Here is a 14955-nt window from a genome sequence, read left to right on the forward strand (position 1 = left end):
TGTTTATAACTAGTCTATAAATCTCAGCAAAGAAACATGAATTTTTATATTTCAAAATTTGGCAAACGGCATCATGAAGCCACGTCATCTTGAAAAAACAGATCCAGGCTACAAAGTATATCTATACATTTTCTATATCTGCGGAATCATAATGACATCATCATTAGTTTTCGGAGTATATGTCACCACAATAGAATGGCTGGAAAATGGAACATATGTTATGGGAGAAGTAATTCACAATACAACCATACCATTTGAAAATTTTGCAAGAGTAACTACTTGGATATTTTTCTCTACAATAATTGGATGGTATTGTGTTACAAGAATTGGATGGAGAAGAACTGCTGGCGATAAAATTGTCGGTACAAAAATGGCATTACTTCAATTAATGTTATTAGGATTTTCAATAATTTCACTTTATGAAGTATTATACAATTTTACTGTGTTAAATGCACAAATGACTGCAGGTGTTATCAATGGGATGGTTCCAGACATTGATAAATTATCAGTTGCGTATCCAGATCCTGATAGACCATGGAATTTAGTATTTGCAACCAAAGTTTTTCTTGCATCATTTATCATTAGTTCCCATGCATTTTATCTCAGTGTAAAACCAAGAAAAAATCTAGATGAATCAAAAATTGATTAGTTTTTTCTTTACAGAATAATTTTCGAAAAAAACTATATCAACTATGAATGGCTAATTTGTTCATGGGATTATTTGGTTCTAGTAAAAATGAATTAAAATGTAAAAAATGTGGTACAATCCTTCCAGATTCTGATAGATTAAAGAAACATCAAGAAAAAGCACACAATAAGAAAAAAGAAAAATGCAGAGCTTGTGGAGCTGAATTTGATTATTCAGAAGATTTGAGAAAACACAAGAAGAATTGTAAATAAAATTATTCAGACAACCCAGATTCATAATTTGGTTGTCTTTTCAGAGCTTTTTCAATTGCATCTAAATTTTTAATTTCATTTTTAGAATTCATTGATAAAGTATTGATCATTTCTGAGCCTAATTGGACTGATTGTTCAGGTAACGTTTCAAGAAATTTTTCAAGGGCTTTTCTATAATTTGAAATTAATTCTAAACCTTCTTCGAGAGTCATAAACAGTATGAAAATATCTTCTATTCAAACCTTCTAGATTGAAACTTGAACTTTGAATAACTTTATACGTTTACTTCTCAAAAGTTGTTTTGATTTGGATATTACAGAAAAAGTAGATTTGATTCAAAGACCACCAACTGAAGAAATAGTGACACAAGAAGAATTAATTGAACTATTCAAAACTAATTCATCACCAAATCATTACATTGGTTTAGAAATTTCTGGTTTCTTGCATCTTGGCAGTCTAATTAGTACAGGTTTTAAAATTAATGATTTCGTAAAAGCTGGTGTAAAATGTAAGATCTTTCTGGCCGATTGGCATACTCTGATAAATGACAAACTAGGTGGAGATTGGGAAACAATTGCAAAAGTTTCAAAATATTACCAAGATGCTTTCAAATTAGTTTGTCCTGATGCAGAAATAATTTTAGGATCTAAACTATATGAGGAAAAAACAGAATATTGGTCTGAGCTTGTAAAATTTACAAAACATATGTCAATTGCAAGAACAATGAGAACTTTGACTATAATGGGTAGATCAGAGGACGACAAAAAAATTGATGTTGCAAAATTACTATATCCTGCAATGCAAGCAGTTGATATTCATTCTTTAGATGTAGATATTGCTCATGCTGGAATGGATCAAAGGAAAATCCACATGTTGGTTAGAGAAATATTTCCAAAAATGAAATGGAAAGTACCTGTTGCTGTTCATCATAAATTATTACCAGGACTTTCAAAACCTGCAGACTCTAGTGATGAGAAAATCGTAGGTAAAATGAGTAAATCTGATCCAAACTCAGGAGTGTTTATTCATAATGCTGATGATGAAATAAGGAAAAAAATAAGCAAGGCATGGTGTGAAGAAGCAAATATTGAAAATAATCCATTATTAGAAATTTCAAAATCTGTAATATTTCATGAATTTAATGAAATGAATGTAGAGAGACCTGAAAAATTTGGTGGAAATGTATCATATATTAATTACAATCAACTGGAAAAAGATTTTGCAGAAAAGAAATTACATCCTGGAGATTTGAAACAAACAGTTGGAAATTATTTAGTCAAAGTAGTTTCTCCAATCAGAGAAAAATTGAATCTTAGTGAAGAATTGAATGATGCAATTAAGAAAAGTTTTTAGACTTTAAGATTAGGATTTGTTTGTTCTTCTAAATTATATTTTGATTTGTAACCTCTTGGGTTGATCATTAAATCTTTGTAAGTATAAGTCGATGAATTTCCAACAATTACAGTACTAGTCATGCCTAGTTGATCTGAATGATTGGGTAAATTTTCTAAATCAGTCATTACAATAGATTCAGATTCTCTATATGCACTTTTGATAATTGCAACTGGTGTAGAAGGTTTTCTATATTTTAAAAGAACTTTTCTTGTATCTTGTAATTGATGAATTCTTTTTTTACTAGCAGGATTATAAATTACAATTACAAAGTCACCTTGAGCTGCTGCTTCAACTCTTTTTGAAATAACTTCCCATGGAACCAGTAAATCACTCATGCTAACAACTGCAAAATCAGTCATTAGAGGTGAGCCAATAATTGATGCGCATGAATTAAGTGCAGACACGCCAGGAACAATTTCCACTTGAAGATCATCTTTTGGATTCCAACCAGATTCAGCAAGTGTTTCATAGATTAATCCTGCCATTCCATAAATTCCTGGATCACCACTTGATACTAGTGAAACAATTTTTCCAGATTTAGCAAGATCAATACATTGATGAGCTCTTTCAACTTCTTGTGTCATTGCATAACGATGAACAGTTTTTCCTTCAATAAGATCTTGTACTAAATTAACATAAGTTTCATATCCAACAATTGTATTACTCTCACCAATCACTTCTTTTGCTCGAAATGTCATATGGTCATGATGGCCAGGTCCGACACCTACAATGTAGAGTTTACCAGTCAATTTTAAAAGAAATTTTTTATCAAGTAATTTATCCGTTTAGTGGATCTATTGGAATGGATCAATAAATGGACAGTTTACTATATGATCACTGTTAGTTGGTCTGGCAATACTAACTGAAAGTTTATCCTCTTTACTAAAAGAGTCAATATCAGACCTTGTTTCTAAAATTTTTGCAGATTTTTCATCATTCCATTCAACTAGATAGATTCTCCACATAGGACTATAATTTGCATCTCCAAGTGATGCTCCAGCAATTCCTGCTTGGAATCCCAATGGGCCAGAACCAGTAATTCCATTTTTAAATTGGAACAAATCTACTGCGCCTGAATGAGTAATCAGATTTGCTGAACTAGGAGATGAGGCCACACCCATAGTTTCAGCAGGTCCTGATGGTGTTGCATCAGTTACAATATAGTAAATTGTTCTTCCATCAGGTCCCCAACCCCTATGAGCTACAAAAGTTACAGTCATTTCCTCTTTGTTAATTTCAGTAATTTGACCACCACTGTAAGACATTTCATCAGAAATTTCTTTGTCTGAACGAACTTTCATTTGTCCATCAGGCCAAATAATTTGAGGTGTATTCAGTACAATTCCTGTTTCATTAAATTTAACTCGACCACCTTCTTCAGCTGCAATTACATCTGCTGCAGATTTAAATTCAATTTCTTTTTGACCAACTTTCCAAGTAACTTCAACAATAGAATTTAGTGCACTGTATTCTGATTTTTGTGATGGTGTGCTAGAAAATACTTCGTTTTGGAATCCATATATTCCATTGCCCTTTACTCCATTTTTAAAAACATATAATTTTTGAAGTGCTTTTTCTGGTACATCTGCAAGAACTGGTGCAAATTCTACATTCCATTCTTGTTTATCTGAAATAGTTTTTGCATAATTTTTATCACTACCATCAGTTATGATGTAATGGATTTGATTTCCTTCATAGATTCCTTTGTGCATTGGGATTGTGGCAGGGACATTTGTTCTTGAAAGTAAATATGATGATTCATCTTTTTCAAACTCAATTTTTTGCATTATTACATCAGTGGGTTGGCCTCTAATCCATCCGTCTAGACTAACAGTAGATGTAAATTTTTTGGAGTTTGGTGAATGCAATGCAAGCGCTGCTCCCGTAAACTCAAATGATCCTGAATTTTTTTGTAAATCAATTAATGATAAACCATAGATTGTTTTTCCATCAACTGTCCATGTAGGTTGGCCTTTTGATTCTTGAGAACTAATTTCATGTAAAACTATAATCTGTACAGGCTCACTTGAGGTAAATGTCATAGAACCGTCATAGATTGTTCCCTCATTTGGAGATAAAATCAATGCCAGTTGGTGATTTTCATGTCCTTGGCCAGGATCTTGGGATGATGTTATAGTTTCAGTGAAATGAATTTTCTTTCTAGAACCTGCATCAACTAGTTGATCAGATGATGATGATACAAAAATTATACCAATAGAAACAATTCCAATTATTAACAAAGATTGAAGTTTATTCAATAAATAATCTTGAGATTATTCCCTTAAATGATTTTGTCTTAATTGATTTTATCTAGTGCAAATTCATTGTGCAAAGCTCGTACAGCTGCATTTGTATCAGAATTTTTTACAACAAATGCAAGATTAAGTTCAGATGATCCTTGAGTAATCATGGATACGTTTACTTTGTTTTTCTCAATTGCACCAAAAACTTTAGAGGCAACTCCAACAGTTCCTCTCATTCCTGAACCAATTAATGCAATTATTGCAACATCTGTAGTAATGTCTAATTTTTTGATAATTTTTCCCAATAATTCCATCTCTAATGCACTAACTGCTTTATCAAGATCAGCATTTTTTACTACAATTGTAATGCTTGATTCAGATGGATTCTGTGAGATCATCATTACGTTGATTCCAGCCTTTGCTAGCGTGGCAAATATTTTTGCTGCAGTACCTGGAGTTCCAACCATACTACCGCCTTGAACATCAATTAATCCATTATTTCGTACATTACTTACGCACTTTACTGTATTTTTTACAGCTGAAGAAGTTGATGCAGAAACTAGGGTTCCTTCATTTTTGATATTGAAGGAATTTCTAATCTTCATTGGGATTTTCTTTGTTATTAGAGGCTCAAATGTTCTTGGGTGTATCTGCTTTGCACCAAATAGAGCCATTTCAACTGCTTCAATGTATGAAACTTCTTTGAGTAATTTTGCATTTTTTACAATTTTTGGATCTGCAGTCATTAGACCATCTACATCACTCATTAACCAAATCTCATCTGCTTTTATGCAGGAACCAACAATTGTTGCTGAATAATCAGAACCGCCTCTACCAAAGGTAGTAACATGACCATGTTGATCAGCACCAACAAATCCTCCAACAACCGGGATTGTTTTCTTTGAAAATAAAGCATCTACAGTCTTTGATACTCTCAATCGTGTTGTATCAATGAGTGGTTTAGATTCACCAAAATTAGAATCAGTAACTATTCCCACTTCTTTGCCAGTGAGAGGAACTGATTTTTTTCCTGAATCAGTAATTGCTGATGAAACTAATTTTATTGATAACCTTTCTCCAAACGAAAATAGATAATCCATTGTTCTTGGAGTAACTTCACCTAGTAACACCATTCCATCAATTAGGGCCACAAGTTCATCAAAGTCTTCATCATATTTTGAAAGTAATTTTTTTCTTATGTCAGATTTTTTGATCGTCTGTTTAGCTAATTGCTTATGTCTATTGGTAATTTTTGATGCAAGTTGTTCAGCTTTGGATTTATTTTCTTTTTTTATTGATTCTGAAATTTCTATCAAATCATCTGTAGTTCCACTAGTTGCAGAACATACTACAACAATTTGGTTTTTCTTTGATAATTCATTAAGATGCTTAGCTACTGCTTGGATGTCTTTTGCGGCAGAAATTGATGTTCCACCATATTTTATTACAAGTCTCAATTCAAAATACCTGAACTAGTTAATCTTTAAATGCTTTAACTTTCGACGCGTGGAGCGAGGTAAAAGTGAATTCTACCGATATTTGCTACTTTAAATTCAATTCTAAGAGGCTTTGCGCTTGAAAACTCACATGTAATTGAGCCTGCATTGGAACCTACTGCTTTGACTACAGGATTTAGATATTCAAGACTGTATGTACCAACACTGTCCTCTTTTGAAGAAATTTCTTCAATTTCTTTATCATCTTTGTCAAGTTCAATTACAACTTCACCAGAATCACCTTTTCCAGAAAAGTCCCCTTTTGAATCAGATGTTTGGATAGTAAGATAATCAGATACAACCTGTACATCACCAAGAATTTTGTCAAACTTTGATGAGGTTAAAACAATTTTTGAGTCATAAGGGATTTTTGGTAATGGAGTATCAGTTGCAGAACTTTCAATTAATCGCATTTTGTATTTTTTATTTTTTCCAACTGTTACAAGTAACATGTTTTGTTCAGAGATACTGATCTCAATGCTATCTTTTTTATCTGCTCTTTTGATAAGTTTTGAAAATTCATCTATTCTTACACCAAATTTAATATCACTATCACATTCATATTTTTCAAATGCAGAATTTGGCCATGAGATATCTATCAAAGCTACATGTGATGGATCCATTCCTCTAAAAGTAATTCCTTCTGCTGTTGCAACAAAAGTTGCTTCCTCAACAAGTGTAGATATTGCAGAAATGATAGCTTTTAGATCATCAGATCCACTTGTTTTTGCACCAAAAGTCAAATCAATTTTCTTCCCTTTATGTTCCAGTTAAACCTTATGTGTAATCACGCCAGGTGTATTTGCATTTTTGACAACGATAGAATCTTGTTGTAGGTTCATCTGCACTTCTAGTTTGGAACATCCAACCAACTGCTTCATCATGTCCACATTTTTCACAGTCTATCTTGACAGTTGGATTAGATTCTTCGCCTTCATCTCCTTCAAAAGCAAGTAATGAGAAATCTGGTTCTTCTTCAGCAGCAATTTTTTTTGTTGGTTTAGCTTTTTCTCCATCAGTATAACCACATTTAGAACATTGGAGGCCGGATCCACTATTTTTTAATTTGACCTCACATTTGGGGCAAAACTTCAATCTAATTTACCTTAATTTGAGAATGGAATAGTTGGTTGAATTCTTGAGCCATTTTGATGGCTGAATCTGTTGCTTTTTTAATTTCACCAAGTGGTTTTGAACTAGAATTAACTCTCATCCAACATTCATTGGTAAGAGGATGCTTTACAATAACTCCTGCAAAATCAGTAGAAGATGCTTTTAGCAGTTCATGTTGAATTATGTATAAAATTCCAATATCAGTTTCAGTAATTGAAAGGCTGATCTCTTTAGGCTCAGAACTGATCACTTGTGCATTCATGTATTCAGAAAAAGCACATATTGCGGATATAAATCATTATGAGCGGTAACAATGGGAGAAAGCAAGATTTCAGTAATAGAATTAGTAAAATCCAAGGATGAGTACTCATCTGAGGAAAATATCGAGATAAATGTCCAATTTTCAGTCGAGGGAGACATTAGAAATGCCTTCAATGAGGCAAACTGGACTAAAGCCTACAACAATAACGATGTCTCTTTCAAAATGAAACATGGCATAAAATTGACATCTGGAGGACTAAGAAAGAAGGAGTTAGGACGGACCATTGATAGTTATAGAAAGGCATCAATATTTTGGACTCGAAATCCAAAACTAGTCAATCCAATGAAAGACAGACGAATTTGGGTACAGATAGCCAAAAATTTTGAACCATTTATCAGATTATCAGAAGAGGAAGTCAGACAGGAATTATTTGACTTTAATGAAAAATTTGTATTCAAAGCATCAGACTTGGGTAAAGGAAAACACAAGATTGGAGCAGAAGCTTTTGCATCTTGGCAGAAACATGACTTTACAGAAACTGGAAATGTCAAAAACAGCTCAAGTGAAATTGAAATTACAATCAATTAGGGATATAAGGAACTTTTTTGGGTAATAATTAATGGCAAAATACGATGGTCTGTTAGGACAACCAATACTTGAAGTTGAAGAACCTGATAAGGAAGGTGGAATTACCTTTATCTTCAAAGACAACAGGTTTATGTTCATAAAAGCAGTTGATGGAAAAATTGAGACCGTATCAATTCCAGAATAGGTGAATGTGAATGGAAAAATTTGACGCAATCAAAATGTTAGAACTTGTTAAAGTAGAAGATCCTGATGCAGACGGTGGAATGACTTTGTTTTTTCAAGAAGAGAAAACCTTGAAAATTAAAGTTGTAGATGGAAAATTAGTTTCTGAATTTGTTTAAACTAATTTCTTACATGTTTTTCATAAAATCCGATAGCTAATTCTTGTACTTCAGATTGGATTGAACCTGGTCTTTCGTCTCGAATTTTTTTAATTGCATTCTTGGCTGAAAAATTTTTGTATTTTATAAAATAACAAGCAAGTATTGTTCCAGCTCTTCCCATTCCGGCGGCACAATGAACCATTACTGATTGATCATTTTTAATTTGTTCATGAATGAAATCAACTGCTGAATCTATTCTGTCCATATCAGGAGCAGTCAAATCAGGAGTTGGGACATGCAGATATCCAATATTTTTAACCCAGTCATCTGGTAATGATTGCTCAGTCATAGTTACAATTGATTTAACACCTTGATTTAGAAGCCAATCAAATTCATCCAAACTTGTCGGAATACCTGAGCCTGCTAATTTTTCTTCAATTAACCAAGAAAAGTTTGTAGGTTTTTTTGTAATTTTACCATGAACCTTTCTCCAAATATTACCAGGTTTACTCATGTTAAATTCATGATTACTCTGTATTTTTAGTATTACGTAGTGTAATCATGAGCTACTGCACGGACAGGGGAACCTGTAGCATCTTTTAGCTTTAATGGAAGAATTGTAAAATTAAATTCCAAAGTTCGTATTTTATTCATATTTGCTAAATTTTCTACTATCAAAATATTATTTTTAGACAATATGTGATGTACAGAAAATGATTCATCTTTTCCAAGATCTATACTTGGGGAATCAATACCTACTAAATTGATTTTTTTGGATGCAAGATACTTTGCAGATGATGCATCTAATCCAGGATTTTCAGTGAAATAATTATTTTTTTTCAGATTTTTTTGCCAGTCTGTAAAGAAAAAAACAGAAGAATGGTTTGGGATATTACCGTTCTTTTTTTCAAATGATGTGATATCGGATTTGGTAATTGGGGTATTCTTTGATTTTTTGAGTTTGATTAGAATTGCTTTTCCAAAGAGTCTATCAAGTGGAATTTGGTGAATTTTTAGTCCATTTTTGACAAAATGATAAGGTGCATCCAGATGTGTTCCTGTATGTGAACTTAGGAATAATAATTCAAGATTATATCCATCATGATCTATATCTGACCAATCAATGAATTGGGGAGTTGGAGATCCAGGGAAACTTGGAATGGATTCTGATATTGTAAGTGACAAATCTATTGGTTTCACATCATCAAGACGCATTAGTGATTTATCAATTTTGAAGAATGAAAGGTTAAATACGGTCTGATGAAAAAAGCCCTTGTGCCTACAGCGTATGTTCTATTAAATTCTGATTTAGGATCAGATGAAACAATCATCAACGAAGTAAAACAAATTCTTACAAAAGAGGATGTAAAGTATGAGGTTCAAGGCGTATACGGCGTATACGATATTGTCCTAAAATTAACTTCTGATGATGCTGAAAAATTACGTGCAATTATTACCAACAAAGTTAGAAAAATTAGTAAAGTTCAATCTACACTAACAATGATGGTAATAGAAGAACAAGAAAGCCTATAATTTCTTTATTGCATCAATTACTTTTAAAATCTGAGATTCAGTATTAAAAAAGTGTGGAGATACACGTACAATCTTTTGGTCCATAATTTCTCTTACTGCTAAAATAATATTTTGTTTTTCAAGTTTATCAACAACAAGTTGTGAATCAATCCCTTTGATGTTAAATGAAACAATACTTGTTCTAACATCAGAATCCTCCGGCCCATACAAAATAATATTTGGAATTTTTGATAGTTCTTCTCTTAAAACATTTGACAAGTGTTGATTTTTCTTGCGAATGTTATTCATTCCAAACTTTAACAAATAATTTGCAGATGATTCCAATCCGACAATTCCCACATAATTTCTAAATCCAGTTTGAAATTTATCTGGTAATTCTTTGTATGCTAATTTTGAATCATCATAAATTATTGCAGATTCGCCACCAATTGTTTTGGGTTCTAGTAATTCACTAGAATTTCTTTTGCAATAGAATAATCCTGTGCCCATGGGGCCGCAAAGCCATTTAGATCCATTAAATGACATAAAATCACATTTAATTTTTGAAACATCGATATCTCCAATACAACCTATACTTTGTGCGCTATCAATGAAGAATGGAACCTTGTCTTCAAGAATTTTTCCTATTTCTTCTACAGGAATTATTGCACCTGTGTTATACAATACATGACTAAGTGCAACTAGTTTTGTCTTATCATTAACAAGTGACTCTAAATCATCTAACTTAAAAAAACCATTATCATCAATAGGTAAATTTTGAATAGAAATTTTTTCTTGTAACTTTATCCACGGATAAAAATTAGCATGATGTTCGTGTGACATTCCACGAATTATCATATTAGAGTCTTCATCAAAAGACAATCCGTTTGCTACAAAATTAATTCCATCAGTAGTACTTTGGGTAAGAACCACTTCATCAGGTTGACAAGAAATGATTTTTGCAATAGTTTTTCTTACATTTCGCAATTTATCATTGACAAGAGGTTCTGACTCTTTTGAATCAGGGCCAATAGAATTGTATGTGATTAGAAATTCTTTCATAGCCTCAATACTTTGAGTGGGCATTAAAGAAACAGATGCATTATTGAGATAGATTTTCTCTGAGGTTGGAAAATCATCTGAAATGTCTTTAGATACCAAATTCATTATTATATCTGTAGATTGCTAATTCGGTGTTGGATAAAAATCCTGAGATAATTATAGGTGATGATTTAACACCAGTTCAAATTAAATTTGAACAAAACAATCCCAACATTGTTTTATGTTCAAAACCATTTCATAAAATTGAATTTCTTAACAGATTAATCAATTCAACTGAAGATCCAATAATTTTCATCGACATGGATTTGCTATACACTGGATATGTAGAATCTAAAATGATTCAAAAAAAAGAAAATCTAACAATATTTTGCCCAAATAAAACAGATTGGGATGAGAAACTATCAGAAATTATTTCCAAAGTATCAAAAGATAGATTTTTGGTAATTATTGACTCCTTTAATGGAATCTATAATTTGTTTGATGATTTAGAATCGGCCATATTCATTAATTCATGTATAATGCTACTGGCATCAATTGGAAATCATGTAAATTCATCTGTTGTGATAACTGGAATGGCACGAAAAAAAGAAAATGATGGTTGGATTCTTTCACCAGGTGGAAGACACATCATTAAATCAGAAAAAACATGTGTTTATTTTCTCAAGAAAACTGAAAATAACTTGATAATTAGCACATTAGATCAAACAGATGGGAAAAAATAAAGATCAAAGATTGCGATCAAAATTAAAACGCCGTTATAAAATATCAAACGCCGTTATACGGTGATATTTTTAGGTAAATTATATAAAGATCAAATCGACAATTAATTTCGTTATGCCAGTAGGAATTATTCCAGACATCAGCGAACAAATGTGTATCGGATGCGCACTATGTGTAGAAATCTGTACCACACTTGGACCAGATGTCCTTAGAGTAAAACCAGTTGAAGGCTGGAAAAGAGGTAAAGCATTTGTCTTCTACCCAGAAAGATGTATTTCAGATGGTGCATGCATCGGTGTATGCCCAACAAAAGCAATCTTTTGGATGCGACCAATGGACTTTACAGTTGGACAACCAGTTCCACTCTACAAGAACTCAGTCTTCGTCAAAGGTTGGACTGAATTAATCGATTAGATTAGTTCGTCAAATTTTAATTTCTTTTTATTATTTTAAATTTAAACAGCACTTGCTGATTCATCTTTGATTTTAGGTTTTTTCTTTAACCAAAACATGGCTATAAGGAACATTACACCTGGAACAAGAATAATCAATAGCATTAATTCGTAATACGTTGTTAGTCTTTGAGCTGGTTTTGTGTGATAAGTTTCATGAGATGTTTTTTCAGGATTATCATAAACTGCTGTAGTAAAATCAACAGAGCGTTGTTCTTTACTTTCAACATTTCCAAATACAGTGACACTTTCCTCAGCAAAAATTGAGGGTGATTGAATTCCTTCTATTCTTACTATGATAGATCCAGATTCACTAAAAATAAAATTTCTGTAATCTCCACCAATTTGACTTAGTCCTTCATCTCTAAAAATTTCTTGTCCATTTTGAAATATTACAAAACTGTATTTCATTTCTGCAAGGTTAGAATTTGTTTGTGGATCATAGAATTGATAGACAAATTGAATTTTTTCATGAGTTTTAATAACTGGAGGATCCCATGATAGATTTACCTCTATGTTTCTATCTGGTGTATATTGCAACAAAGGAAATTTTAATTTTTTGCCAGTTGCATCGTGTGGATAATCAGGAATTTGTTTTTCTACAATTAAAATTCCTTCCATCCATGGATGAATTGTACAATAATAAGAAAACGTACCAGAATCCTCAAACGTGTATGACCATGATTCACCTGGCATAAATCTACCACTATCAAAAATTCCATTTGATTTTCCAAAGTTATCACTCATCCAACCAAACCTTCCTGAACCTTCCCCACTGGTAACAGTATGACCTTCTTTGTCATCATTATACCAAGTTACAGTATCACCTACTGTAACAAACAGTTGAGGCGGATCATACCATACTTCAGCCACTGTATTTAGTTCTGGATTGTATGCCCCTACTGGAATATCAATAATGTATTCTTCAGCATATGCAAAAGATGTAGAAGTCAAAATCACTAAAAATAAAGAATACAGTAAAAATTTCATATTTTATAGCCGAAATTCAGATAATTAAAAACTAGAGGTCATTTTCAATATTGCAAGTGATTATCAATTCAAAGAATTACTATAGGCACAATATATTCAAAAAGAGTGATATTCGTATAAAGAAAACATAGAACAAAAATGGCTATTTCATTTAATCTTAGTAAAAAATTCATTTTTCTGATAATGATTGTATCATTTGTTGCTCTTTCAATTACAGGGTTTCTAAGCTTCTATTATGCAGATCAAATTCTAGGAGAAAGAGTAGGTGATCAATTACTAGGAGAATCCACTGTAAGAGGTGACACACTAAGGTTACTTTTTGAATCAAGAATTGAACAAAATAAAATTCTTGCAAATGATCCTATGATTCAGTTATTAGTTTCGGAAATGAATCAAATTCCTAAAGACAAACTAAAAGAATCTCAAGAAAATAATCGTAGGGATTTTTTAATTCAAATTCAAGCATTCCAAGAATTGATTGGGTATTCCATAGGATTTGAAGATACTAAAATTATTGGTAAGGATGGAAAAATGTTTTTTTCTCTTAGTAGAAATTTAGATGAAGATTTTATTGAAGATAAATTATTCCAAAGAGGATTAAAAGAATCATTTATTGAATTTGAACCATCTAAAAATGGTAAAAAAATAGTTGTTGTTTCCCCAATTTTTGCAGATGGGAATAAAAAAGGAGATGAACCTATAGGAGTGATAATTTCTAAAATGAGAACAACTTCAATTGACAATGTGCTAGTGAATAGAAGTGGATTAGGAGAATCAGGTGAAGTATACATTGTGAACAATCAATCAATCATGTTATCAGAATCTAGATTTATTGAAGATGTAGTATTCAAACAAAAAGTGGATAGTTTAGCCGTACAGAAATGTTTCAATGAAGGAGAAGAAATGGTAGGATTTTATGAAGATTATAGAAATGTTCCAATTTATGGATCATCATATTGTGCAGATGATTTAGGCATAGTTTTACTTGTAGAAATTGACCAAGAAGAAGTTGAAAAACCAATAGATATTCTTCAGAACAGGATATTCTATACTGGAATAGTAATTACCCTATTAATGGGAATTGTTGCATTTGTAATATCAAAATCAATTTCAAGACCCCTCCTTAAATTAAAAAATGCTGCAAATAAAATTGCAAGTGGAGATTTTAAAGTAAGAACTAACATAACAACTGGTGACGAAATAGGAGAATTATCACATGCATTTGATTCAATGGCTCAAAAGCTAGAAGAATCATTAATTGAGATTAAAGAGAAAGAAGAAGTCATTAAACAGCAAGAAGATATTTTGTTAAAATTTTCTCAACATGAACAAAATGATTGTGTAGGTGTTGTTGATATAACAGACTCTACAAGAATATCATCTAAATTATCTGATGATGATGTTAGTAAAATGTATGAAATTTTCCTTAATTTTATGGCAAAAATTGTCCATAAACATCATGGAGAAGTAGTAAAAAATATTGGAGATGCTTTAATGTTTAGATTTGCAAATGTTGATCCAAAAAATATCGAGGTAATGAAAAATATCTTAGAATGTTGTTTGGATATGATAGAATCTCATGATGAACTAAAAAAAGAACTTAATGCAGAAAACATAGATGAATTAGATTACAAAATTAGTGCAACATATGGTTCTGTTAAAGTGGCTGAAAGTACGACTTCGAAGATTTCAGATATTTTTGGACCTACAGTGAATAAATGTTTTAAAATAAATTCACTTTGTCCAAAAAATAGTATAGTGGTTGGCATCAATCTCTATGAAATTTTAAAAGACTTTGATGAATACGAATTTTCTCAATTCCATTCCGCTGAAATGAAAGAGAAATATGGTTATAGTATTTTTGAAGTTAAAAGAAAAAAATAACATAGAAAAAATATT

At 31.8% G+C, this 14955-nt stretch carries 21 protein-coding genes; 10 read left to right on the forward strand and 11 right to left on the reverse strand.

The features are described from left to right. Positions 1 to 73: 73 nt before the first annotated feature. The gene (locus tag C5F49_RS09260) at positions 74 to 649 is read left to right on the forward strand and encodes a hypothetical protein (protein WP_179362685.1); all 576 of its coding nucleotides are present in this window, start codon (positions 74 to 76) and stop codon (positions 647 to 649) included. A gap of 62 nt (positions 650 to 711) precedes the next feature. Beyond that, positions 712 to 900, forward strand: a complete 189-nt coding sequence (locus tag C5F49_RS09265; protein WP_179362686.1) for a C2H2-type zinc finger protein — start codon at positions 712 to 714, stop codon at positions 898 to 900. 2 nt (positions 901 to 902) lie between these two features. Here C5F49_RS09265 and C5F49_RS09270 read toward each other — a convergent pair whose 3' ends face one another. Next, positions 903 to 1112, reverse strand: coding sequence for a hypothetical protein (locus C5F49_RS09270; RefSeq protein ID WP_179362687.1), 210 nt, complete (start codon positions 1110 to 1112; stop codon positions 903 to 905). Between the two features lie 94 nt (positions 1113 to 1206). Between C5F49_RS09270 and C5F49_RS09275 the strand changes: the two genes are divergently transcribed. Continuing rightward, positions 1207 to 2253 carry a tyrosine--tRNA ligase gene (locus tag C5F49_RS09275; protein ID WP_179362688.1) on the forward strand — a complete coding sequence of 349 codons (1047 nt, stop codon included), beginning with the start codon at positions 1207 to 1209 and terminating at the stop codon, positions 2251 to 2253. Here the strand turns inward: C5F49_RS09275 and cobJ are convergent. The 6 genes from cobJ to C5F49_RS09305 are packed head-to-tail and all read right to left on the reverse strand — an operon-like array spanning position 2250 to position 7409. Further along, entirely contained in the window at positions 2250 to 3044 is a 795-nt protein-coding gene (gene cobJ / locus C5F49_RS09280; RefSeq protein ID WP_179362689.1) for a precorrin-3B C(17)-methyltransferase, read from the reverse strand. The two genes, C5F49_RS09275 and cobJ, sit on opposite strands and share 4 nt — an antisense overlap. Positions 3045 to 3089: 45 nt before the next feature. Continuing rightward, positions 3090 to 4553: a DUF7482 domain-containing protein gene (locus tag C5F49_RS09285; RefSeq protein ID WP_179362690.1), complete on the reverse strand. Its 1464-nt coding sequence runs from the start codon at positions 4551 to 4553 to the stop codon at positions 3090 to 3092. 38 nt (positions 4554 to 4591) lie between these two features. Then, positions 4592 to 5995 carry an aspartate kinase gene (locus C5F49_RS09290; protein WP_179362691.1) on the reverse strand — a complete coding sequence of 468 codons (1404 nt, stop codon included), beginning with the start codon at positions 5993 to 5995 and terminating at the stop codon, positions 4592 to 4594. A 35-nt stretch (positions 5996 to 6030) separates the two neighbouring features. Beyond that, positions 6031 to 6777: a proliferating cell nuclear antigen (pcna) gene (pcn, locus tag C5F49_RS09295; protein ID WP_179362692.1), complete on the reverse strand. Its 747-nt coding sequence runs from the start codon at positions 6775 to 6777 to the stop codon at positions 6031 to 6033. Between the two features lie 34 nt (positions 6778 to 6811). Then, positions 6812 to 7129: a transcription factor S gene (locus tag C5F49_RS09300; protein WP_179362693.1), complete on the reverse strand. Its 318-nt coding sequence runs from the start codon at positions 7127 to 7129 to the stop codon at positions 6812 to 6814. Between the two features lies 1 nt (position 7130). Continuing rightward, complete coding sequence (locus C5F49_RS09305) at positions 7131 to 7409, reverse strand: RpoL/Rpb11 RNA polymerase subunit family protein (protein ID WP_179362694.1); 279 nt, start codon at positions 7407 to 7409, stop codon at positions 7131 to 7133. Between the two features lie 51 nt (positions 7410 to 7460). Here C5F49_RS09305 and C5F49_RS09310 point away from each other — a divergent pair, with 51 nt between their 5' ends. From C5F49_RS09310 to C5F49_RS09320, 3 genes are read left to right on the forward strand one after another with little or no spacing between them, the layout of a single operon-like run. Further along, on the forward strand, positions 7461 to 7997 hold the full coding sequence (locus tag C5F49_RS09310; RefSeq protein ID WP_179362695.1) for a hypothetical protein: 537 nt from the start codon (positions 7461 to 7463) through the stop codon (positions 7995 to 7997). Between the two features lie 31 nt (positions 7998 to 8028). Beyond that, positions 8029 to 8181, forward strand: a complete 153-nt coding sequence (locus C5F49_RS09315) for a hypothetical protein (protein ID WP_179362696.1) — start codon at positions 8029 to 8031, stop codon at positions 8179 to 8181. Between the two features lie 10 nt (positions 8182 to 8191). Continuing rightward, a complete protein-coding gene (locus C5F49_RS09320) occupies positions 8192 to 8338 on the forward strand; it encodes a hypothetical protein (protein WP_179362697.1) in 147 nt (48 codons plus the stop codon). Between the two features lies 1 nt (position 8339). Here the strand turns inward: C5F49_RS09320 and C5F49_RS09325 are convergent, their stop codons facing one another. Then, on the reverse strand, positions 8340 to 8834 hold the full coding sequence (locus C5F49_RS09325; RefSeq protein WP_179362698.1) for a dual specificity protein phosphatase 23: 495 nt from the start codon (positions 8832 to 8834) through the stop codon (positions 8340 to 8342). 32 nt (positions 8835 to 8866) lie between these two features. Next, positions 8867 to 9520 carry a cyclase family protein gene (locus tag C5F49_RS09330; protein ID WP_179363653.1) on the reverse strand — a complete coding sequence of 218 codons (654 nt, stop codon included), beginning with the start codon at positions 9518 to 9520 and terminating at the stop codon, positions 8867 to 8869. A gap of 75 nt (positions 9521 to 9595) precedes the next feature. Between C5F49_RS09330 and C5F49_RS09335 the strand changes: the two genes are divergently transcribed. Next, complete coding sequence (locus C5F49_RS09335) at positions 9596 to 9853, forward strand: Lrp/AsnC ligand binding domain-containing protein (RefSeq protein WP_179363654.1); 258 nt, start codon at positions 9596 to 9598, stop codon at positions 9851 to 9853. Here C5F49_RS09335 and C5F49_RS09340 read toward each other — a convergent pair. After that, the gene (locus C5F49_RS09340; protein ID WP_179362699.1) at positions 9848 to 10999 is read right to left on the reverse strand and encodes an aminotransferase class V-fold PLP-dependent enzyme; all 1152 of its coding nucleotides are present in this window, start codon (positions 10997 to 10999) and stop codon (positions 9848 to 9850) included. The two genes, C5F49_RS09335 and C5F49_RS09340, sit on opposite strands and share 6 nt — an antisense overlap. A gap of 26 nt (positions 11000 to 11025) precedes the next feature. On the opposite strand from C5F49_RS09340, the gene C5F49_RS09345 reads away from it, so the two are divergent. Both C5F49_RS09345 and C5F49_RS09350 read left to right on the forward strand, forming a co-directional pair. Beyond that, entirely contained in the window at positions 11026 to 11616 is a 591-nt protein-coding gene (locus C5F49_RS09345) for a hypothetical protein (RefSeq protein WP_179362700.1), read from the forward strand. 112 nt (positions 11617 to 11728) lie between these two features. Further along, on the forward strand, positions 11729 to 12028 hold the full coding sequence (locus C5F49_RS09350) for an ATP-binding protein (RefSeq protein WP_007402606.1): 300 nt from the start codon (positions 11729 to 11731) through the stop codon (positions 12026 to 12028). Between the two features lie 41 nt (positions 12029 to 12069). On the opposite strand, the gene C5F49_RS09355 is transcribed toward C5F49_RS09350, so the two are convergent. Continuing rightward, positions 12070 to 13056, reverse strand: a complete 987-nt coding sequence (locus tag C5F49_RS09355; protein ID WP_179362701.1) for a cupredoxin domain-containing protein — start codon at positions 13054 to 13056, stop codon at positions 12070 to 12072. A 138-nt stretch (positions 13057 to 13194) separates the two neighbouring features. Here C5F49_RS09355 and C5F49_RS09360 point away from each other — a divergent pair, with 138 nt between their 5' ends. After that, complete coding sequence (locus tag C5F49_RS09360) at positions 13195 to 14940, forward strand: HAMP domain-containing protein (protein WP_179362702.1); 1746 nt, start codon at positions 13195 to 13197, stop codon at positions 14938 to 14940. The last annotated feature ends 15 nt before the right edge of the window (positions 14941 to 14955 follow it).

The organism is Nitrosopumilus oxyclinae (genome assembly GCF_013407165.1).
GTDB classification, from domain to species: Archaea; Thermoproteota; Nitrososphaeria; order Nitrososphaerales; family Nitrosopumilaceae; genus Nitrosopumilus; species Nitrosopumilus oxyclinae.